Here is an 18,900-nt window from a genome sequence, read left to right as displayed (position 1 = left end):
TCTGGCTGGCTCAGACGCTTTCCGAGCGCCTCCTGCCGCGCTCGGCCGCCTAGGGCCTGTCGTCAAAGTCCCCTCGTCGCCCGGAGGGCGGCCTCGCGGCGTCTGGTGCGTGCTCTCGGCGTGCCGGGCGCAAGCCCGCGTACTGGACGTACTCGGGCTTTCGCCCGGTGCGGCGAGAGCGCGTGCCAGGCGTCGCGAGGCAGACGGAGTGTGACGACAGGCCCTAGCCCAGCAGGGCGATGCGGGCCTTGCTGTCGTGCCCGCTCGGGGCGCGCACCACCGTGTCGATGGTCACGATCAGCCTGGCAACGACATCGCCACTCCGTTCCAGGCCCCTTCTAGAACGTATCCAGTCCCGTGCCGGGACGTACCCGACCAGGCCCGGAGATAGTGCGGCAGGAGCCGTTTTAGACAGCCCACCCACTCTGGAAAGGCCGCACCTTTGCGCAGGTCGCAGGAGTCCGAGTTCCGGGCACCGACCGTGCCGCACCCTCCTGGTTCCGCTCAGTGGCCAGCCCCTCGCTCAACGCCTACCGCGCCCTGGGCAAGTCTTTGTCGTACGCAATCCGTTCACGGAGGCGGCCTTACCGCGCACACGACATGATGCGAGCGAGAAGCCATCGCAAGCAGGTGTTCCGAGGTCGACTGGCAGGGGGGCCAGTGTGAGCACCAACCGCGTTTGGTAGATGCGGCCTCGGCGCTTCGAGGCCAGACAACTGGTCCACGCCATTGCCATGTCGCGTGCAGAGCTCCTCATGGTCGACAAGGTCGATCCCCCGTCATCCAGCTGGCGGGATACCGGCGTCCACGGCATGGGGCCGCCCCAGGACTCGCTACTCAGTCGATAGCTTCGTTCGCGATGCCGTCGCAGCCGATAACAGGGACTGCTCTGCTCGGTGATCCGGGATCGTGGTGGCATCGGCGACCTTCCGCCCTCCTTGACCGGAACGGCTCACAACGGGCCGCCCACTCCGCCACCGCCGCGAAGTCCGCCGACGTCAGCCCCAGGTGCGGGTCCACCCGGCGCAGGAGCGTGGGGGCCGGATGGTGGGCCGAGGTCCAGGCGCGGTCGAGGGGGCGGAGCTCGTCGTCCAGCCAGGCGTACGGGCGGCCCGCCGCCCAGGCGGAGAGGGCGCGGGTCTTCCAGTGCAGGCCGCGCGGACCGGACGCGAGCGCCTCGCCGCCACCCTCGCCCTCGCCCTCGCCCTCGCCCTCGTCCTCGTCCTCGTCCTCGTCCTCGTCCTCGTCCGGCCAGTCGACCACCGGCAGGGGTGCCAGGCCCAGGCGCGGGGCGAGGAGTTCGTTGGCGGCGGCGCCCCAGGTGGTCGCCCAGACGAGCTCACAGCCCAGGGCGGAGAGGCGGGGGCCGTGTGCCGGGTCGAGGCGGCCGAGCAGGGGGTGGACGCCGGCCGGGGGCACGGGGGCGTGGACCGGGTGCGGGGCCGGGCCGCCGAAGGGGATCAGGGGGCCGTCGACGTCCAGGAACAGCAGGGGCCCGCCGGTCACTGGGACTGCCTCGCGCGGCGGGCGTTGTGGGGGCCCTGGTCGGGGGTGGCCAGGTGGCCGGTGGCCAGGAGGTTCAGGGCGTGGAGGAGGGCTTCGCGGTCCTGGGCGGGGAGGGAGGCCAGGGCGGTCTCGTGGACCGAGTCGACGATCCGCTGGCTCTCCTTCGCGACCCGCGCGCCCTCCTCGGTGACCGCGATGATCCGGGCGCGGCGGTCGGCGCTCGACGGGCGGCGTTCGGCCAGGCCCGCCTTCTCCAGGGCGTCGACGGTCACCACCATCGTCGTCTTGTCCATGTCGCCGATCTCGGCGAGCTGCGCCTGCGTCCGCTCCTGCTCCAGCGCGTGGACCAGGACGCAGTGCATCCGGGCGGTCAGCCCGATCTCGCCGAGCCGGGCGGCCATCCGCGTCCGCAGGACGTGGCTGGTGTGGTCGAGGAGGTAGGAGAGGTCGGGCTCGGTGCGTGCGGGCGCCATGGAGGTCATACGGACCAGGGTACCGAGAAAGACTGACCGAGATAGATAGTCCGCAACGGAACTATCTGTTAGCGTTCCATCTCGTCGACACCGTCGCCACGCACGGACCCCCCGCCCCGCACCCGCCCCGAAAGGGAGGCACCGTCATGCCCGCCTCACGCTGGACCGCCCTCGCCGTCCTCGCCACCAGCATGCTGATGACGATCCTCGACGGCAGCATCGTCACCGTCGCCATGCCCGCCATCCAGAACGACCTCGGCTTCTCCCCCGCCGGCCTCAGCTGGATCGTCAACGCCTACCTGATCGCCTTCGGCGCCCTGCTCCTGCTCGCCGGCCGCCTCGGCGACCTCATCGGCCGCAAGCGCGTCTTCCTCGCCGGGACCGGGCTCTTCACCGCCGCCTCCGTCCTCGCCGGACTCGCCGCCTCCCCCGCCGTCCTCATCGCGGCCCGCTTCCTCCAGGGCGTCGGCAGCGCCATGGCCTCCGCCGTCGGCCTCGGCATCCTCGTCACCCTCTTCACCGAACCCCGCGAACGCGCCCGCGCCATCGCCGTGTTCAGCTTCACCGGCGCGGCCGGCGCCTCCCTCGGGCAGGTCCTCGGCGGCGTCCTCACCGACGCCCTCGCCTGGAACTGGATCTTCTTCATCAACCTCCCCATCGGCCTCGCCGCCCTGCTCGCCGCCCTCCCCGCGCTGCCCGCCGACCGCCCCGCGCCCACCCGCGGCCGGGCCGACCTGCTCGGCGCCCTGCTCGTCACCTCCGGCCTCATGACCGGCATCTACGCGGTCGTCGGCATCGAGGAGCACGGAGCCGGCTCCGCCCGCACCCTGGGCCTCGGCGCCCTCGCCCTCGCGCTGCTCGCCGGCTTCTTCCGCCGCCAGGCCACCACCGCCGACCCGCTGCTCCCGCCGCGCGTCCTGCGCTCCCGCCGCGTCGGCGCCGCCAACCTGATCCAGATGCTGATGGTCGCCGCCCTGTTCTCCTTCCAGGTGCTGGTCGCCCTCCACATGCAGCGGGTGCTCGGCTACGGCGCCGCCGAGACCGGGCTCGGGATGCTGCCCGCCGCCGCCGTCGTCGGGCTCGTCTCCCTCGGCCTGTCGGCCCGCCTGATCACCCGCTTCGGCGAGCGCAACGTCCTGCTCACCGGCCTCGCCCTGCTCGTCGCCATGCTCGTCCTGCTCGCCCGGCTCCCCGTCCACGCCTCGTACGCCGTCGACCTGCTGCCCCCGATGCTGCTCGCCGCCGGCTTCGGACTCGCCCTGCCCGCGCTGACCGCGCTCGGCATGTCCGGCGCCGAGGAGGCCGACGCGGGCCTCGCCTCGGGCCTCTTCAACACCACCCAGCAGATCGGCATGGCCCTCGGCATCGCGGTCCTGTCCACCCTGGCCGCCGCCCGCACCGAGACCCTCACCGCCGCCGGCCGCTCCACCGCAGAGGCCCTCACCGGCGGCTACCACCTGGCCTTCGCCGTCGGCGCCGCCCTGCTGGTCGTCGCCTTCGGGCTCGCCCTCGCCCTGCTCAGGACCCCGAAGCCCGCGCCGAGCGAGCTCACCGTCGCGGCCTGAGCGGACGGGTCGGAAGACGGCTCAGAAGACGGCTCAGAAGACGTCGAGCGTCCACGCGCGCCGGGCGGACCGCAGCAACAGGTCCGCCCGCGCCGCCGCGCCCGGCGCCGCCTCCTCGATCCGGCCCAGCGCCACCAGCCGCGACACGGACTCGTCGCCCAGCGCCAGCCGCGCCAGCTCCGCCACGTCCAGCACCAGGTCCGGCGCCTCGGCGGTCGGCACGCAGGAGCCGCCCTTCGGCGAGGCGTCCAGCCGGAAGCGCCCGCCCGCCAGGCCCGCCGCGTCCCGCACGTCCAGGACGAGCGTGCCCTCCGTCGCGTACGTCCGCGGTTCGAGCACCTTCGGCACGTCGAGGACCCGCAGCCACAGCATGTCCGAGTGGGTCACCACCCGCGCCGCCCGCGGATCGGGCAGCAGCAGCGGCAGCGGGTCGTCCGGGGCCCGCCCGCCCGAGCGCACCTCGGTGACCCAGTCGATCGCGCACACGAACCGCCACAGCGCCCGCTCCGCCGCCGGACCGGCCGCCACCAGCTCCCGCACGCTGACCCTGCCGTCCGGCTGGTTCGCGTCGCTCCACTTGTCCTCGGCCGTGTAGGACACGTACCCCTCGGCCTCGCCCGACTCCCCCCGGTACACCGCGTGGTACGGCTCGGTCCACGGCTTGGCGCGGAAGCCGCCGCCGGTCACGAGCTCCCAGTTGCGGGGCGTGCGCGCGGTGACCCCGGCCCACCGCCCGGCCAGCCGCCGGTGCAGCGCGGGACCCAGCGCGCGGATTCCGGCGGCGTCGGTCAGCTCGACCTCCCCGCCGTCCTCCCCCGCGCCCGGCCCGCGCGGGTCGAGACCGGACCTGGCCACGTCGACGGACCACTCGGTCGCCCAGCTCGCCGGACCGAAGCCGAACCGCCCGTAGATCGGGTACTCGGCGGCGATCAGCGTCGCGCAGGCCGCGCCGCGCTCCTTCGCCGCCGCCAGGTCCTCCCGCATCATCCGGCTGAGCAGCCCGCGCCTGCGGTGGGTCGGGGAGACCGTGACGGCGCTGACCGCGTTCGCCGCGAGGGCGGCCCCGCCGACGGTGCTCAGCTCCTGGTCGAAGGAGCGGAAGGTGGCGACCAGCCGGCCCCGGTCGAAGGCGCCGAAGGTACGCGCCAGTTCGTGGTGCGGGAGCTTGTCCGCGACCTCCTCGTCCGGCACGACGGGCGGGTGCAGGAACGCCACCCGGATGGCCCGCAGCCACGCGCGGAACTCGGACTCGTCGATCGGACGCACCTCAAGGCTCATCCGGCCAACCTAAGCGCCGCCCGAAGCCGCCCGCACCCGGGTTTCCGGGGGCGCGCCCAGGCCCCGCGCCGCCCGGCCGCGTCCGCCCAGGGCCCTTGCCGCCGGCCCGCGTCCGCCCCGCCCCGGCCCGGCCCGCTCAGGCCAGCAGGTCGTCGACCTGCGCCTCGCCCTCGCGGTAGCGGCGGGCGATCTCGGCGCTGCAGTCGTCGGCGGTGTGCTGGAGCTCCTGCCGGCGCCGGGAGACCTGCTGCTCGTACCCGGCCAGCCGCCCCATCGCCGTGTGCAGCTCGGCGTCCGTACGGGCCGACAGGTCGGACAGCTCGACCTCGGACAGCATCTCGGCGGCCAGCCGCCGGTACTCCTCGCTGCGCGGCGTCGACAGCGTCACGTGCCGCGCCGACCTGGCCGCCGCCCCGCGCCGCGACGGCGCGTCGGCCAGGATCTCGGACAGCCGGTCCAGGACCGGCGCCTCCGGGTCGCTACGCCGCGCCAGCTCCGCGCGCAAGATGTCGATCCGGCCCTGCAGCATCCGCCGTACGTAGCTGAGGTCCGCCTCGTCGCCCTGCGCGTCGCGCCGCAGCGCCCGCAGCTCGGGCAGCCGCAGCGCGCCGAGATCCGGCCGCGACCGCTCCGGCAGGCCGGGCTCGGCGCTCCGCTGCGCGGGCGGGCGCCCGACGGCGCCGCCGGTTCGGAACAGCGGAACGGGACCGGACGGCGTGTGCCCGGTGCCAGGTGCACTCATGAGATTCGTCCCCTCGACCGGTGCGGAACCGCACCGCCTGACACGCATGGTGCCACTCCGCCCCCGGCCGACGCAGGCGGTCTGCACCCGTTCGGCCCTCGTTCCTTCGGCCGCCGGGACGATCGGTAGGTTGGTACGCATGCGAGCAGTGGTGCAGAGGGTGGACGGCGCGCGTGTCGTCGTCGCAGGGGAGACCGTCGGCGAGATCGTCGGCGAGGGGCTGTGCGTCCTGGTCGGGGTGACCCATGACGACACCCCCGAGAAGGCGGCGCAATTGGCCAGAAAGCTCTGGTCCGTCCGGGTGCTGGAGGACGAGAAGTCCTGCTCCGACGTGAACGCGCCGCTTCTCGTCATCTCCCAGTTCACCCTCTACGGAGACGCCCGCAAGGGCCGCCGCCCCACCTGGAACGCGGCGGCGCCCGGCCCGGTCGCCGAGCCCCTCGTCGACGAGGTGGTCGAGCAGCTGCGGCGGCTCGGCGCGCGCGTGGAGACGGGCCGCTTCGGTGCCGACATGCGCGTGTCGCTCACCAACCACGGCCCGTTCACGGTCCTGATCGAGGTCTGACCCCGCCCGCTTCGGCGGGGGCCGCGCCTACGGCTCGACGACCGTCTCCTGCGCGGCGGCGGTCGTCCCGGCCACGAGATCGGCGTCGACCGGCACGTTCCGCTTCACCAGCGCCAGCGCGATCGGCCCCAGCTCGTGGTGGCGCGCCGAGCTCGTGACGAAGCCGAGCTGCCGCCCCTCCGCGCCGTCGGCGGCGAGCCGCACCGGCGTGCCGTGCCCGGGCAGCAGCACCTCGCTGCCGTCCAGGTGCAGGAAGACCAGGCGCCTCGGCGGCTTGCCCAGGTTCTGCACCCGGGCCACGGTCTCCTGGCCTCGGTAGCAGCCCTTCTGGAGGTGCACGGCGCCGGGGATGAGCCCCAGCTCGTGCGGGATCGTGCGGTGGTCGGTCTCGAAGCCGAGCCTCGGCCGGTGCGCCTCGACCCGCAGCGCCTCGTACGCGAGGACGCCGGCCGCCGGGCCGTGCGTCCCCGCGAAGGACTCCAGGCCGGCGCGCGGCAGGAAGAGGTCCCGGCCGTACGCCGTCTCGCGCACGACCACGCCCTCGGGCGCCTCGGCGACCGAACCGGCCGGCAGGTGCACGACGGCGAAGTCCTCGGTGCGGTCGGCGACCTCGACCCGGTAGAAGAACTTCATCGACTCCAGATAGCCGACCAGCTCGGCGCGGGTGCCGGGCTCGACGTGCGCCCAGACCGTCTCGCCGTCGTCGACGAGGTACAGGGCGTGCTCGATGTGCCCGTTCGCGGAGAGGATCAGCGCCTCGGTGGCCTGCCCCGGCGGCAGGTCGCTGACGTGCTGGGTGAGCAGCAGGTGCAGCCAGCTCAGCCGGTCGTCGCCGGTGACGGTGATGACGCCGTGGTGCGAGAGGTCGACGAATCCGGTGCCGTCGGCGAGGGTCCGCTGCTCGCGGAACAGATCGCCGTAGTGCGCGGCGACGCCTTCGTCACGGCCCTCGGCGGGGACGGCGCCGGGCAGGGACAGCAGGGGGCTCTTCATGTCCCCAAGACTACGACTCGGCGCCGGCTGCCTTCCGGGCGCAGTCCCGGCAGCGGCCGAAGATCGCGAAGTGCTTCATGTCGGTCTCGAAGCCGAAGTCCCGGCGGAGCTTCGCGGTGAAGTCGGCGGCGACCTCGACGTCGGCCTCGATGACCTCGGTGCAGTCCCGGCAGACCAGGTGGAGGTGGTGGTGCCGGTCGGCGAGGTGGTAGGTCGGGGCGCCGTGCCCGAGGTGGGCGTGGCTGACCAGCCCGAGCTCCTCCAAGAGCTCCAGGGTCCGGTAGACGGTGGAGATGTTGACGCCGGCGGCGGTCTTGCGGACCTCGACGAGGATGTCGTCGGGGGTCGCGTGCTCCAGCACGTCCACCGCCTCCAGGACAAGCTGGCGCTGGGGCGTCAGCCGGTAGCCGCGCTGCCGCAGGTCGCTCTTCCAGTCGGTGCTCACCACGCCCCCCAGTGTAGGAGGGCGCGGCGCACCGTGGCACGGCCCCGCTCGGCCTACTTGAAGAAGGCGATGCCGTCGTCCGGCATGTCGGGGAGGTTGCGCGCCATCTCGGCGACCTCCTCGGGGGTGACGACCTTCTTCAGGTGCGCCGACATGTAGGGCCGCAGCGGGACCTCGGGGGTGGCCTTCTCGCCGACCCACATGAGGTCGCTGTTGACGTAGCCGTAGAGGCGCTTGCCACCGCTGTACGGGCCGGAGGCCTCGGTGCGGGCGACGGCGTCGGTCGCGATGTCGATCTGCGGCTTCTGGTGGGCGAGCTCGCCGTACCAGACCTCGACGACGCCCTGGTCACGGACCATGACGACCTCGACCTTGCGGTCCTTGTCGATGCGCCAGTAGCCGCTCTCGCTCTCCAGCGGGCGGACCTTGCCGCCGTCGGCGTCCAGGACCCAGGAGTGCGAGTGGTACTCGAGGAAGTCCCGGCCGTCGTGGCTGAACGTCACGGACTGACCGAAGTTGCACTTCTCGGCGCCGGGGAAGTCGGAGACGCCCGCGCCCTCCCACGTGCCGAGGAGGAACGCGAGGGGGACGAGGTCCGGATTGAGGTCGGACGGAATCGAGATCATGAGCAGCTCAGGCGATCTGTGATGGAGTGGTTAGCGCTGGCCCTGGTACAGCTTCTTCACGGTCAGTCCGGCGAAGGCCAGGACCGCGACGCAGACGAGCGCCAGCAGGACTTCGAAGAAAACGATCACTTTGGTGCTCCTCGACTGAGCGGTGAAGGCGGAACGGGCCGGACCCCAGCTTAGTGGGCCGGGGTCCGGGGTTCTCGGTGAGGTGGGTCTCGGGGTGACGGCGGGGCCGATCAGCCGAGCAGCTGGTTCTGCAGGGTCACGGTCTGCTGGAAGGGCACGGGCGCGGCCTCGCCCGCGCGGGACTGGCGGACGACCGCGAGCGTGTCACCCGCCTGGATGTACGCCCAGCGGGTCTGCTCGGGACCGTAGGGCTTCGGCTCCTCGAAGATGTACGGCCGGGTGCCCTCGACGTCGATGTCGTCGCCGTAGCCCCCCAGCTTCGCGCCCCGCACGCCGGGCGGCAGGATCTCCGGGACGGCGTCGCCGTCGTCCGAGGCCACCAGGGTGTCCTTGAACTCCTCCGCGTACGCGACCGACCCGAACCGCAGCAGGTGGACACTGCTGCGCGTGCCGTCCGGCATGGTCCAGGACCGGACCGCGATGTGCCGCAGCGTCGAGTCGGCGAGGGCCTGGGCGAGACCGGGCCGGTCGTCCTTCTCGTACAGGGACAGGAAGGCGTCCGTGGTCGCCCAGCCGCCGTCCGCCTTCGCGTCGACCTTGGCGCCCGCCGGGGCGGGCAGCAGCAGGCGGCGCACGTCCGCGTGGTGGACCTCGCCTTCGTTGCCGTCGGCGAAGGGCCGGGGGGAGCCCTCGGGCAGCGCCGGAAGGCTGAGGCGCGGGTAGTCCCAGCGGCCGTCGCTCTCGGTGGCGAGGCCGGGGACGTCGGTGCGCTCCATGGAGGTGATGCCGGCGGCCGTACCGGCGCCGACCCCGCCGCAGACCAGGACGGCCGCCGTCCAGCGGGCGACGGCCCCGAGCACCCGCCGCCGCTTCCCGGAAGGAGCGGCGCTCCCGACGGCCTCGGCCTCGACGGCCTCGGCCTCGACGGCCTCGGCCTCGACGGTCTCGGGCGCGGTCTCGGGCGCGGTCTCGGCCGGGACACCCTCGGGCGCGACGGTCCCGTCCTCCTCCACGGCCGTCAGCTGCTCGCTCATACGTACTCCCCCGGGGACTTGATGTGGTCGAGCTGCTTCTTCACCAGCTCGGCGACGGAGGCCTTCTCGAAGGGCTGCGCTCCGTACGCGCGGACGGAGACCAGCAGGTCGGAGTCGTACGCGGAACAGGTCATGCCGCCGAGGTCCGTGTCGGACCGGTCGTCCTTCGTGTCGTTCCCGCCCTCCTCGAAGTCGGGCAGCAGATAGCAGGCCGAGTTCTTGTGGCCCTCGATCTTCGGGCCCTTGGGGAACTTCAGGAGCTCGCCGAGCTCCTTCTTGAGCGCGTGCAGGTCGTGGACCCGCTGCTTGTTCTTCATCCGGATGATCTGGACCTCGACGACGAGGTCGTTCGAGTCCGCGGTGAACGAGCGCACGCCGACGCCCTGGACGCCGAGCCGGTCGATCCGCTTCTCGAAGTCGCGGCGCTTCTTGCCGGAGAGCCCGCGCGCGTCGCCCTTCAGCAGGGCGGCGGCCTCCTTCTCGCCGAGCTCACCGTCGTTCCCGTACGACTCGATGTCCGGCCCGAGCCCGAAGCCGCTCGGGACCGGCAGCAGGAGCCTGCTCATCGGTGTGTCCGCGCGGCCCCGGGCGGCGTGGGCGGCGGGGTCCTCGGCGGGCTTGCCGGACGGGTCCTCCCAGGCGATCGTCCCGGCCGACCGGTCGGCGTTCGAGACGGTCACGGCGGTGTAGGCGATGCCCCCGCCGGCGGCACCCAGCACGAGGACGGCGGGCAGGACGATCCCGAGCCACTTCCGGCCCGGCGCGGGGACCGGGACCGCCTCGGCGGTCCGATGCTGCTCCGTCACAGACGCTCCAGCTGCTTCTCGGCCAGCGCGCGGATGTCGCTCTTGCTGACCTTCTTCGTGTCGTAGATGTTGATGTCGACCATCACGTCACCGCGCTGGAAGACGGCCCGCGCGCGGTAGAGGTCGAGATAGCCGGCTTCCTTGTGCACCGGATAGAGGTAGTAGCGGCCGTTGCCGCTGCCCTTGATCGGGTCGCCGTCGTTGCCGGCGTGCTCCTTCTCCGGCATGTAGTCCCGCTGCCCCTCGGCGTGCTCGACCGCCCCGAGCGCGTCCGACGGCCGGAACTGCACCAGCTTGACGACCGTCGAACGGTCGGCGCCGGAGTCCCAGCTGCGCACGGCGACACGGCGCACCCGGTTCTCGCTGAGGGACTCCAGCATCCAGCTCTCGTCCTTGAAACCCGCGGCGTACGAGGAGAGGTCGTACCAGCCGTCCGGCGCCGCGAACTCGCCCGCGCGGCCGCCGGGCGGCCTCGGCACCAGGAGCCTGCGCAGGTCCCCGTCCGTCTTCGCCTGGCGGTCCTCGGCCACCGGCAGCGGCTCGGGCTCCCGGCCCTTCGGGAGCGGCTTGGCCGGGTAGGCGAGGCCGGGCTGGTTGAGGGCCGGCAGCGCGGTGGGCTCGCGCTGGGCCTGGACTCCGTAGCCGACGGCCGTGCCGCCGATGACGCCCAGGACGGCGGCGATGCCGATGAGCGCGACCGTGCGCCCGATCCGGCGCGGAGGCCGGACCTCGACGACGGTCTCCGTCGCCTGGTCCGGAGCGGATTCCACCGCTTCCGTCGCTTGTGTCGCTTCCAAAACAGTCCCCCCACGAGACGAGAAGCGCGGATTCCGTGACCCGCGCACTCCACTGACACGTGAGATCCACCGGGGGTTGCGGAAGCTCGCATTACAGTTCGGTATATGGCGAAGAAGCTCGTGATCAAGGTGACCGCCGGGGCCGACGCCCCCGAACGCTGCTCCCAGGCCTTCACGGTGGCGGCCGTCGCCGTCGCCAGCGGCGTGGAGGTCTCGCTCTGGCTGACCGGCGAGTCCTCGTGGTTCGCCCTGCCCGGCCGCGCGGCGGAGTTCGAGCTCCCGCACGCCGCGCCGCTGCCGGACCTGATCGACTCGATCCTGGCGGCCGGCCGGATCACCCTGTGCACCCAGTGCGCGACCCGCCGGGAGATCACCGAGGAGGACGTCCTGGAGGGCGTCCGCATCGCGGGCGCGCAGGTCTTCGTCCAGGAGGTCATGGGCGAGGGGACGCAGGCGCTCGTCTACTAGGGCCTGTCGCCTGCCAGGGCCGCCACGGGGGCGGCCCGGCCTCCGCTAGTCGCCGTCCTCCCGGTCCCGGGGGCCCTTCTTCCCGTCCAGCTCGTCCCACCACTCGTCGGACTTCCGGTCCCCGGAGGGGTCGTCCCACCAGCGGTCCTCCGGCCCCCTCCGGTTCGCGGTCATCGCGGCGACCGGGGGGATCAGCATGGCGACCACGCACATGCCGATGGCGACGGGGACCGAGAAGAGGCGCACGACGGCCCAGGCGCCCACGAAGAGGACCAGGCAGGCACCCATCATCCAGAAGTAGACGCGCCTACGCCGTGCGTACACGTCTCCAGCGTACGGCCGGGGGCCTCGGCCGGGAAGGCGCGCGGCGGGCAAGCCGAAGGGCCGTGCCCCGAGCCTGGTGATGGCGTCCAACCCCCCAGGAGGCACGGCCCTCCGGCCGTTCGTGAACCGCGGGTCAGACCGCGATGGCGACCTCGGCCAGGCCGCCCTTCTGGGCCACGACCTCGCGGTCGGCGGTGCCGCCGGGGACCAGGGCGCGGACGGTCCAGGTGCCCTCGGCCGCGTAGAAGCGGAACTGGCCGGTGGCGGAGGTCGGGACCTCGGCCGTGAACTCACCGGTCGAGTCCAGGAGGCGGACGTAACCGGTGACGGGCTGGCCGTCCTTGGTCACGAAGCCCTGGATCGTGGTCTCGCCGGGCTTGATGGTCGAGGCGTCGGGGCCGCCGGGCTGCGCTCCGCACATGGTGGGAATCCTTACGGTCGAGGGGTCCTGGGGAGGAGGGGTTACTTGTTGGCGCCGAGCTCGATCGGCACGCCGACGAGGGAGCCGTACTCGGTCCACGAGCCGTCGTAGTTCTTGACGTTCGGGACCTCCAGCAGCTCGTGCAGGACGAACCAGGTGAGCGCGGAGCGCTCGCCGATGCGGCAGTAGGCGACGGTGTCCTTCGCCAGGTCCACCCGCTCGTCCTCGTAGAGGGCCTTCAGCTCCTCGTCCGACTTGAAGGTGCCGTCGTCGTTGGCGTTCTTCGACCACGGGATGTTGCGGGCGGACGGGACGTGGCCCGGGCGCTGCGACTGCTCCTGCGGGAGGTGGGCCGGCGCGAGCAGCTTGCCGGAGAACTCGTCGGGCGAGCGCACGTCGACCAGGTTCTGCACGTCGATCGCGGCCACGACGTCGTCGCGGAAGGCGCGGATCGAGGTGTCCTGCGGCTGGGCCTTGTACGCGGTGGCCGGGCGGCTCGGGACCTCGGAGCCGTCGACCAGGTCGCGGGAGTCGAGCTCCCACTTCTTGCGCCCGCCGTCGAGGAGCTTGACGTCCTGGTGGCCGTAGAGCTTGAAGTACCAGTAGGCGTAGGAGGCGAACCAGTTGTTGTTGCCGCCGTAGAGCACGACCGTGGTGTCGTTGCCGATGCCCTTGGCGGAGAGGAGCTTCTCGAAGCCCTCCTGGTCGATGAAGTCGCGGCGGACCGGGTCCTGGAGGTCCTTCGTCCAGTCGATCCGGATGGCGTTGCGGATGTGGTTCTTCTCGTAGGCCGAGGTGTCCTCGTCGACCTCGACCAGGGCGACCTGGGGGTTGTCGAGGTTGGCCTCGACCCAGTCGGCGTCGACCAGGACGTCGCTGCGAGCCATGCTGTTCTCCTCCGGGGCAGTGTGCGGCGGTTCGTGCGGTTCGTGCGGGTACGCGCCATCGCCGTCGGGCGATGGTGGTGCTGCTGCGCAAAAGGTGGCCCCGACGTCACGTCGTAGGGCCCGAGGAATACGGGAGCAGTGCGTCCCGCTCAGACCGGGCGACAGAGCATGGCGGCGACGCGGCACAGGTCTACTGCCCGCCGCTTCGTGAGGTCCGCCTGTCGCTTCATGCCCTCGATCGTAGGGACGGACAGGCGGCCGTGTCACCGGTGTGTCGTATTTTGAGACACGATCGTCCACCATGCGGGATGAGAAGAGGGGCCCGGGGCGCCCGGGAGCCCGTGGGGCGACGTGTCCCGGTTCCGCTTCTGCGGATCGGACAGGGGTGTCTCAGTATGTGATCAGCCCGCCTCGGATACGGGCCGGGGCGGGCTGGAATATGCCGATTCGCACGGGTGGCGCGGGTGCGCGGGACGGCGCGCGGGGCGGGCGCGGGACGGGGCGGGCGCGGGGCGTCAGCCCGCCAGGACCACGTCCCGGCCGGTCACCGAGATCGCCAGGCCGTCCGCCCGCGCCTCCACCTTCGACAGCGTCATGCCCTTGGGCAGGCCCTCGATCCGGCGGTCGAAGTCGGTGCGGGCGCGCACCAGGCCCTCCAGGCCCGGGATGCCCTCGCCGGGCACCGCGTCGGCGCGCACCCGCAGGGTGTCGCCCTCCACCAGCGTCACCGTCGACACCACGCTGCGCGTGAGCGAGCGGCCCATCACCCTCACCCCGCCGGTGACCTTCAGCTTGCCGTCGCCGCCGTAGGCGACCTGGACGTCCCGCCCGGAGGCCGCGCCCAGGTCCGCGTACGAGATCAGCGCGGTGCCGGTGGCGGTGGCCGCGCGGGCGCTCGTGTAGCCCTCGCCGAGGGTGACGTCGCGCAGGGAGGCGGTCAGCTCGCCGATCCGCACCGGGCGGCCCCCGGCGCTCGCCCGGACCCCGGTCAGCCGCACCTCGACCTCGTCGAGGCGCTTGCCGGCGACCTGGGTGAGGAAGGGGAAGCCCTTGATGTCCACGTCGGTGGACTCGGCGCGGACGGCTCCCAGGCTCACCCGGCCGGCCGCCTCCGACTCCGCGTAGGCCACCGCCAGCCGGTCCACGCCGACGAGGATCCCGCCGAGCACGATGGCCAGGATCAGCAGAGTCCGCAGTGCCCGCATGGTTCCCATCCCTTGAGATTCCCCCGGGACGGCCCCGGGACGGCGCCGGAAAAGCTTCCGGCCCTCGACACGGTGATCGACGTGTCGGAGGGCCGGACGGTTCCCCGCGGGACTGTGGCGACGGTTACCCCAGGGCGCGTCCCAGCAGGTAGACGGCGGGCGCGGCGGCGGTCAGCGGCAGCGCGATCCCGGCCGTCATGTGCACGAAGCGGGAGGGGTAGTCGTAGCTGGCGACCCGGAGCCCGATCAGGGCGCAGGCCCCGGCCCCCAGGCCGAGCAGCGCGCCGGAGGAGCCGAGGCCGGTGAGCCCGCCCGCGGCGATGCCGCCGCCGGCCGCCGCGAGCAGCGCCACGACCACGGAGACCGGGCCGGGTAGCGGCACCGCGCGGGCCAGCACGGCCACGGCGACCGCGGCGCCGCCGACGACCACGGCGTCCGGGTCGGCGGCGAGGTGCCCGGCGGCCAGCACCGCGAGGGCCGCCGAGGCGACCGTCGCCATCAGGCCGTACATCCGCTCGTCGGGGTCGGCGTGGCTGCGCAGCTGGAGCACGAGCGCCAGCAGCACCCAGACGCCGAGGGTGCCGAGGATCGCGGCGGGCGCGTTCTCCCGGCCGGCGGCGAGCAGGGCGACGTCGGCGGTGACGCCGCCGAGGAAGGCGAGGGCGATGCCCTGCCGGGCCGGCCACATGCCGTTGAGGCGGAACCAGCCGGCGGCGGTGACCGCCTGGAGCAGCACCAGCGGGACCAGCAGCCCGTACGGGCCGACCCAGGCGCCGGCCGCGAGCAGGGCGCCGAGGACGGCGGTCAGCGCGGCGGGCCGCATCCCGGGCTCGATGACCGGCGAGCGGCCCTCGGCGCGGGCCCGCTGGGCGTCGGTGACCCGGGAGTTCCCGCCGAGGGTGGGCGCCGAGTACGCGGGCCCCCCGGGCCCCTCCTCGGCCGCGGGCGGCTCGGCGACGGCGACCGGCTCGGGGGCCTCGTACGCGTAGGCCGGAGGCTGGTACGAAGACCGCGCCGGGGCCTGCGGCTGGTGCTGCGGCGGCTGGTACCGCTGCGGCGGGTGCTCGTACGCGGGCGGGTACGCCGCCGGGGCCTCCGGCGGCAGCGGGTGCCCGGTGCCGGTGCCGTACGTGTGGCCGTACTCCTGCCCGTACCCCTGGCCGTATCCCTGCCCGTATCCGCCCTGGGCCTGCGGCCCGGCGGACGGACCGGCCTGCGGACGGACCGTCGGCTGGTACTGGGTGTCCCAGGTCTGGCCCTCCCACGTCTGGGTGACGTGCGGGTCGTACGGCTGACCGCCCTGGCCGCTCTGCCGCGGCTCGTACGGGACGTGCTGGTCACTGCTCATGGCGTGCGGTTCACCCTCCTGCGAACGGGGGGAGCACCTCGACCGTGCCGCCCTCCGCCAGCCGTACCGTCTCATGGGCGCGGGTGCCGACGGGGTCGCCGTCGATCAGGAACGAGCACCGCAGCAGGACCCGGGCCAGCTCGCCGGGGTGCCTCTCGCGGGCCGCGTCGAGCGCCTCGGCCAGGGTCTGCGCGGCGTACGGCTCCTCGGCCACGCCCGCCGCCGCCTTCGCGGCGGCCCAGTAGCGGATGGTCCCCGCTGCCATAGCGGCACTCCCTTCGTTCGTGTCGCGCCGCCCCCCATGATGGGCTATGGCCGCGCGAGCCAGCGGCCGAGCCGGTCCAGGAGCTCCGGACCGGCCGCGTTCTCCGCGTGTCCCATGCCGTGTTCCAGCCACAGCTCCGCCGCGCCCTCCGGCGCCGCGGCGAGAAGGCCGCGCGGGTGGTCGAGCGGGAAGTACGGGTCGCGGTCGCCGTGCACGACGAGCAGCGGGGTCGGCGCGATCAGCGGCACCGCCTCCACCGGGGAGAGCGGCACCGGGTCCCAGTCCTTGGCGTCGATGCGGGTGCCGAGGCCGTAGCGCCCGACCAGTCGGCCGGTCCGGCGGGTGATCAGCCAGTGCACCCGGCGCATCGAGGGCGTCCCCCGGTAGTACCAGCGCGCCGGGGCGCTGACGGCGGCGACGGCGTCGGTGTGCGCGCCGGTGCCGCGCTCCAGGGCCGCGTGCCGCAGGACCACCGAGCCGCCCATGGAGAAGCCGGCCGTGACCACCCTTGTGTGGCCGAGCGCGCGGGCCCAGCGGACGGCCGCGGCCAGGTCCAGGACCTCCCGGTCGCCGACGGTGGAGCGCCCGCCGGAGCCGCCGTGGCCTCGGAAGGAGAAGGTGACGACAGCGGCGTGGGCGCGCAGGGCGAGGGCGGCGCGCCGGAGCGCGGGGCGGTCGACCGAGCCGGTGAACCCGTGCGCGAGCACCACCGCCGTATCGGTGACACTTGCCGTGGACGGTTCGTAAACCGCCTCGATCCGGACACCGTCATCGGTACGCAACATCACGCGGCGGACGTCGTGATCATGGACGGAAGTGAGCGAGGAAACATCCACCATGTGAAATCGGCCCTCTGCCTCGGAACTCATGTGGGCTATTCTGCTTGCCGGAGGATCCGGGCAACGCAGCCCCCGGGTCCTTTTGTGTTTTCCGACCGTTGTTACGGGCGGATTACCGAAAGCTCTCAGGGCGCGAGAGCCGAAGGCCACGAAGGCCACAACGGAAAGCAGTGCCGCAGACGTCCTCGCAGGGACCGAGGAGGAACCGACGTCATGGACGAGCTAAGCCAGCACGACCGGAAGACCCGGAACACGACGACCCGGGCAGGTGGGGCGCGATGAGCTCACTGCTGCTCCTGACCAATGCCCTCCAGCCGTCGACCGAGGTGCTCCCCGCCCTCGGCCTGCTGCTGCACAACGTGCGCGTGGCCCCCGCCGAGGGCCCGGCGCTCGTCGACACCCCCGGCGCCGACGTGATCCTCGTCGACGGGCGCCGCGACCTCCCGCAGGTCCGCTCGCTGTGCCAGCTGCTGCGCTCCACGGGGCCCGGCTGTCCGCTGATCCTGGTCGTCACCGAGGGCGGCCTCGCGGCCGTCACCGCCGACTGGGGCATCGACGACGTGCTGCTCGACACCGCGGGCCCGGCGGAGGTCGAGGCGCGGCTGCGGCTGGCGATGGGCCGGCAGCAGATCGTCGCGGACGACTCCCCGATGGAGATCCGCAACGGCGACCTGTCGGTGGACGAGGCGACGTACAGCGCCAAGCTGAAGGGGCGGGTCCTGGACCTGACCTTCAAGGAGTTCGAGCTGCTCAAGTACCTGGCCCAGCACCCGGGCCGGGTCTTCACCCGCGCCCAGCTGCTCCAGGAGGTCTGGGGCTACGACTACTTCGGCGGCACCCGGACGGTCGACGTCCACGTACGGCGGCTGCGGGCGAAGCTCGGGCCGGAGCACGAGTCGCTGATCGGGACCGTCCGCAACGTGGGCTACCGCTTCGTCACCCCGGAGAAGCCGGACCGGACGGACCGGGCCAACGTGACGGACCGGGCCAATGTGACGGACCGGGCCGGCCGGATGGCGGCCGAGGAGGCGCGCGTCAAGGAGCCGGTCCGGGAACTCACTCCGGTGGAGGACCGCTGACGTGGCGTATGCCACAACGCGACCTGCCGGTAGGTAGGTCACCCCGCGTAGACTGCCGCGCGTGGCCAAGGTGACGCGGGATGACGTAGCGCGACTGGCGGGTACTTCGACCGCGGTCGTGAGTTACGTCATCAACAACGGACCCCGGCCGGTCGCCCCGGCCACGCGCGAGCGTGTCCTCGCCGCCATCAAGGAGCTGGGCTACCGCCCCGACCGGGTGGCCCAGGCGATGGCGTCGCGGCGCACCGACCTCATAGGCATGGTCGTCCCGGACGCCCGCCAGCCCTTCTTCGCCGAGATGGCGCACGCGGTCGAGCAGGCCGCCGCCGAGCGCGGGAAGATGGTCCTGGTCGGCAACTCCGACTACCGCACCGAGCGCGAGATCCACTACCTGCGGGCCTTCCTCGGGATGCGGGTCTCCGGCCTGATCCTGGTCAGCCAGGGCATGAGCGAGCAGGCCGCGAGCGAGATCGAGGCGTGGGACGCGCGCGTGGTGCTGCTGCACGAGCGGCCCGAGGCGATCGACGACGTCGCCGTCGTCACCGACGACATCGGCGGCGCCCAGCTCGCCGTCCGGCACCTGCTGGAGCACGGGCACCCGTACGTGGCCTGCATGGGCGGCATCCCGAACACCCCGGCCGTCGGCGACCCGGTCGCCGACCACGAGGAGGGCTGGCGGCGGGCCATGGTGGAGGCCGGGCTCTCCGTCGAGGGCCGGCTCTTCCAGGCCCCGTACAACCGCTACGACGCCTACCAGGTGGCGCTCAAGGTGCTCGCCGGCCCCGACCGGCCGCCGGCCATCTTCTGCTCGACCGACGACCAGGCCTTCGGCGTGCTGAGGGCCGCCCGCGAGCTGCGCATCGACGTGCCGACCGAGCTCGCCGTGGCGGGCTTCGACGACGTCAAGGAGGCGGCGCTGAGCGACCCGCCGCTGACCACCGTCTACTCGGACCGCCCGGCGATGGCGCGGGCCGCGGTCGACCTGGTGCTCGACGACTCGATCCGGGTCTCCGGCTCGCGCCGGGAGCGGGTGAAGCAGTTCCCGTCGGCACTGATCGTGCGCCGCTCCTGCGGCTGCGGCTGAGCCGGACGACTCCGCCGGGCG

Annotated in this window: 23 protein-coding genes; 5 read left to right on the top strand and 18 right to left on the bottom strand. The window is 73.1% G+C overall.

The genetic code is table 11. From position 1 onward, the window contains the following. Positions 1-837 precede the first annotated feature (837 nt). The gene (locus ACZ6J5_RS00300; RefSeq protein WP_469386119.1) at positions 838-1,506 is read right to left on the bottom strand and encodes an HAD domain-containing protein; all 669 of its coding nucleotides are present in this window, start codon (positions 1,504-1,506) and stop codon (positions 838-840) included. Continuing rightward, a complete protein-coding gene (locus tag ACZ6J5_RS00295; protein WP_469386117.1) occupies positions 1,503-1,988 on the bottom strand; it encodes a MarR family winged helix-turn-helix transcriptional regulator in 486 nt (161 codons plus the stop codon). The genes ACZ6J5_RS00300 and ACZ6J5_RS00295 overlap by 4 nt, the downstream gene beginning before the upstream one ends. 137 nt (positions 1,989-2,125) lie before the next feature. Between ACZ6J5_RS00295 and ACZ6J5_RS00290 the strand changes: the two genes are divergently transcribed. Beyond that, on the top strand, positions 2,126-3,544 hold the full coding sequence (locus ACZ6J5_RS00290) for an MFS transporter (protein WP_469386115.1): 1,419 nt from the start codon (positions 2,126-2,128) through the stop codon (positions 3,542-3,544). A 33-nt stretch (positions 3,545-3,577) separates the two neighbouring features. Here ACZ6J5_RS00290 and ACZ6J5_RS00285 read toward each other — a convergent pair whose 3' ends face one another. Then, positions 3,578-4,822, bottom strand: a complete 1,245-nt coding sequence (locus ACZ6J5_RS00285; RefSeq protein WP_469386113.1) for a GNAT family N-acetyltransferase — start codon at positions 4,820-4,822, stop codon at positions 3,578-3,580. Between the two features lie 136 nt (positions 4,823-4,958). After that, on the bottom strand, positions 4,959-5,564 hold the full coding sequence (locus tag ACZ6J5_RS00280; protein ID WP_469386111.1) for an RsiG family protein: 606 nt from the start codon (positions 5,562-5,564) through the stop codon (positions 4,959-4,961). A gap of 139 nt (positions 5,565-5,703) precedes the next feature. Here ACZ6J5_RS00280 and dtd point away from each other — a divergent pair, with 139 nt between their 5' ends. Next, the gene (gene dtd / locus ACZ6J5_RS00275; protein ID WP_362481786.1) at positions 5,704-6,129 is read left to right on the top strand and encodes a D-aminoacyl-tRNA deacylase; all 426 of its coding nucleotides are present in this window, start codon (positions 5,704-5,706) and stop codon (positions 6,127-6,129) included. A gap of 27 nt (positions 6,130-6,156) precedes the next feature. Here dtd and ygfZ read toward each other — a convergent pair whose 3' ends face one another. From ygfZ to ACZ6J5_RS00245, 6 genes are all read right to left on the bottom strand, one after another. Next, on the bottom strand, positions 6,157-7,122 hold the full coding sequence (gene ygfZ / locus ACZ6J5_RS00270; RefSeq protein ID WP_469386108.1) for a CAF17-like 4Fe-4S cluster assembly/insertion protein YgfZ: 966 nt from the start codon (positions 7,120-7,122) through the stop codon (positions 6,157-6,159). A gap of 10 nt (positions 7,123-7,132) precedes the next feature. Continuing rightward, positions 7,133-7,570: a Fur family transcriptional regulator gene (locus ACZ6J5_RS00265; protein ID WP_362481779.1), complete on the bottom strand. Its 438-nt coding sequence runs from the start codon at positions 7,568-7,570 to the stop codon at positions 7,133-7,135. A 50-nt stretch (positions 7,571-7,620) separates the two neighbouring features. After that, positions 7,621-8,193 carry a heme-binding beta-barrel domain-containing protein gene (locus ACZ6J5_RS00260; RefSeq protein WP_469386106.1) on the bottom strand — a complete coding sequence of 191 codons (573 nt, stop codon included), beginning with the start codon at positions 8,191-8,193 and terminating at the stop codon, positions 7,621-7,623. 239 nt (positions 8,194-8,432) lie between these two features. Beyond that, a complete protein-coding gene (locus ACZ6J5_RS00255) occupies positions 8,433-9,356 on the bottom strand; it encodes a hypothetical protein (RefSeq protein WP_469386104.1) in 924 nt (307 codons plus the stop codon). Beyond that, positions 9,353-10,162, bottom strand: coding sequence for a hypothetical protein (locus ACZ6J5_RS00250; RefSeq protein WP_469386102.1), 810 nt, complete (start codon positions 10,160-10,162; stop codon positions 9,353-9,355). Before ACZ6J5_RS00250 ends, ACZ6J5_RS00255 begins: the two co-directional genes overlap by 4 nt. Then, complete coding sequence (locus ACZ6J5_RS00245) at positions 10,159-10,932, bottom strand: hypothetical protein (protein WP_469386100.1); 774 nt, start codon at positions 10,930-10,932, stop codon at positions 10,159-10,161. Before ACZ6J5_RS00245 ends, ACZ6J5_RS00250 begins: the two co-directional genes overlap by 4 nt. Positions 10,933-11,064: 132 nt before the next feature. Between ACZ6J5_RS00245 and ACZ6J5_RS00240 the strand changes: the two genes are divergently transcribed. Then, a complete protein-coding gene (locus ACZ6J5_RS00240) occupies positions 11,065-11,427 on the top strand; it encodes a DsrE family protein (RefSeq protein ID WP_469386098.1) in 363 nt (120 codons plus the stop codon). A 45-nt stretch (positions 11,428-11,472) separates the two neighbouring features. On the opposite strand, the gene ACZ6J5_RS00235 is transcribed toward ACZ6J5_RS00240, so the two are convergent. From ACZ6J5_RS00235 to ACZ6J5_RS00200, 8 genes are all read right to left on the bottom strand, one after another. After that, positions 11,473-11,751 (bottom strand): DUF3099 domain-containing protein, encoded by a 279-nt coding sequence (locus tag ACZ6J5_RS00235; RefSeq protein ID WP_469386096.1) that lies wholly within the window; start codon positions 11,749-11,751, stop codon positions 11,473-11,475. 133 nt (positions 11,752-11,884) lie between these two features. Next, on the bottom strand, positions 11,885-12,172 hold the full coding sequence (locus ACZ6J5_RS00230) for a DUF1416 domain-containing protein (RefSeq protein WP_469386094.1): 288 nt from the start codon (positions 12,170-12,172) through the stop codon (positions 11,885-11,887). Between the two features lie 41 nt (positions 12,173-12,213). Beyond that, complete coding sequence (locus tag ACZ6J5_RS00225) at positions 12,214-13,059, bottom strand: sulfurtransferase (protein ID WP_469386092.1); 846 nt, start codon at positions 13,057-13,059, stop codon at positions 12,214-12,216. A gap of 149 nt (positions 13,060-13,208) precedes the next feature. Further along, positions 13,209-13,289, bottom strand: coding sequence for an Ms5788A family Cys-rich leader peptide (locus tag ACZ6J5_RS00220; protein ID WP_351229977.1), 81 nt, complete (start codon positions 13,287-13,289; stop codon positions 13,209-13,211). Positions 13,290-13,574: 285 nt separating this feature from the next. After that, entirely contained in the window at positions 13,575-14,264 is a 690-nt protein-coding gene (locus ACZ6J5_RS00215) for an LmeA family phospholipid-binding protein (protein WP_469386090.1), read from the bottom strand. 124 nt (positions 14,265-14,388) lie between these two features. Continuing rightward, complete coding sequence (locus ACZ6J5_RS00210) at positions 14,389-15,612, bottom strand: hypothetical protein (RefSeq protein ID WP_469386088.1); 1,224 nt, start codon at positions 15,610-15,612, stop codon at positions 14,389-14,391. 10 nt (positions 15,613-15,622) lie between these two features. Then, positions 15,623-15,877: a MoaD/ThiS family protein gene (locus ACZ6J5_RS00205; protein ID WP_469386086.1), complete on the bottom strand. Its 255-nt coding sequence runs from the start codon at positions 15,875-15,877 to the stop codon at positions 15,623-15,625. 44 nt (positions 15,878-15,921) lie between these two features. Then, positions 15,922-16,746, bottom strand: coding sequence for an alpha/beta hydrolase family protein (locus tag ACZ6J5_RS00200; RefSeq protein ID WP_469386084.1), 825 nt, complete (start codon positions 16,744-16,746; stop codon positions 15,922-15,924). A gap of 248 nt (positions 16,747-16,994) precedes the next feature. Between ACZ6J5_RS00200 and ACZ6J5_RS00195 the strand changes: the two genes are divergently transcribed. Further along, a complete protein-coding gene (locus ACZ6J5_RS00195) occupies positions 16,995-17,795 on the top strand; it encodes a response regulator transcription factor (RefSeq protein WP_469386082.1) in 801 nt (266 codons plus the stop codon). A 61-nt stretch (positions 17,796-17,856) separates the two neighbouring features. Further along, positions 17,857-18,879: a LacI family DNA-binding transcriptional regulator gene (locus ACZ6J5_RS00190; RefSeq protein ID WP_046908570.1), complete on the top strand. Its 1,023-nt coding sequence runs from the start codon at positions 17,857-17,859 to the stop codon at positions 18,877-18,879. Positions 18,880-18,900 lie beyond the last annotated feature (21 nt).

The organism is Streptomyces sp. NPDC042100, assembly GCF_055582325.1.
Note: the sequence above shows the minus strand (reverse complement) of the source record. Positions and strands in the feature narration are given on the sequence as shown.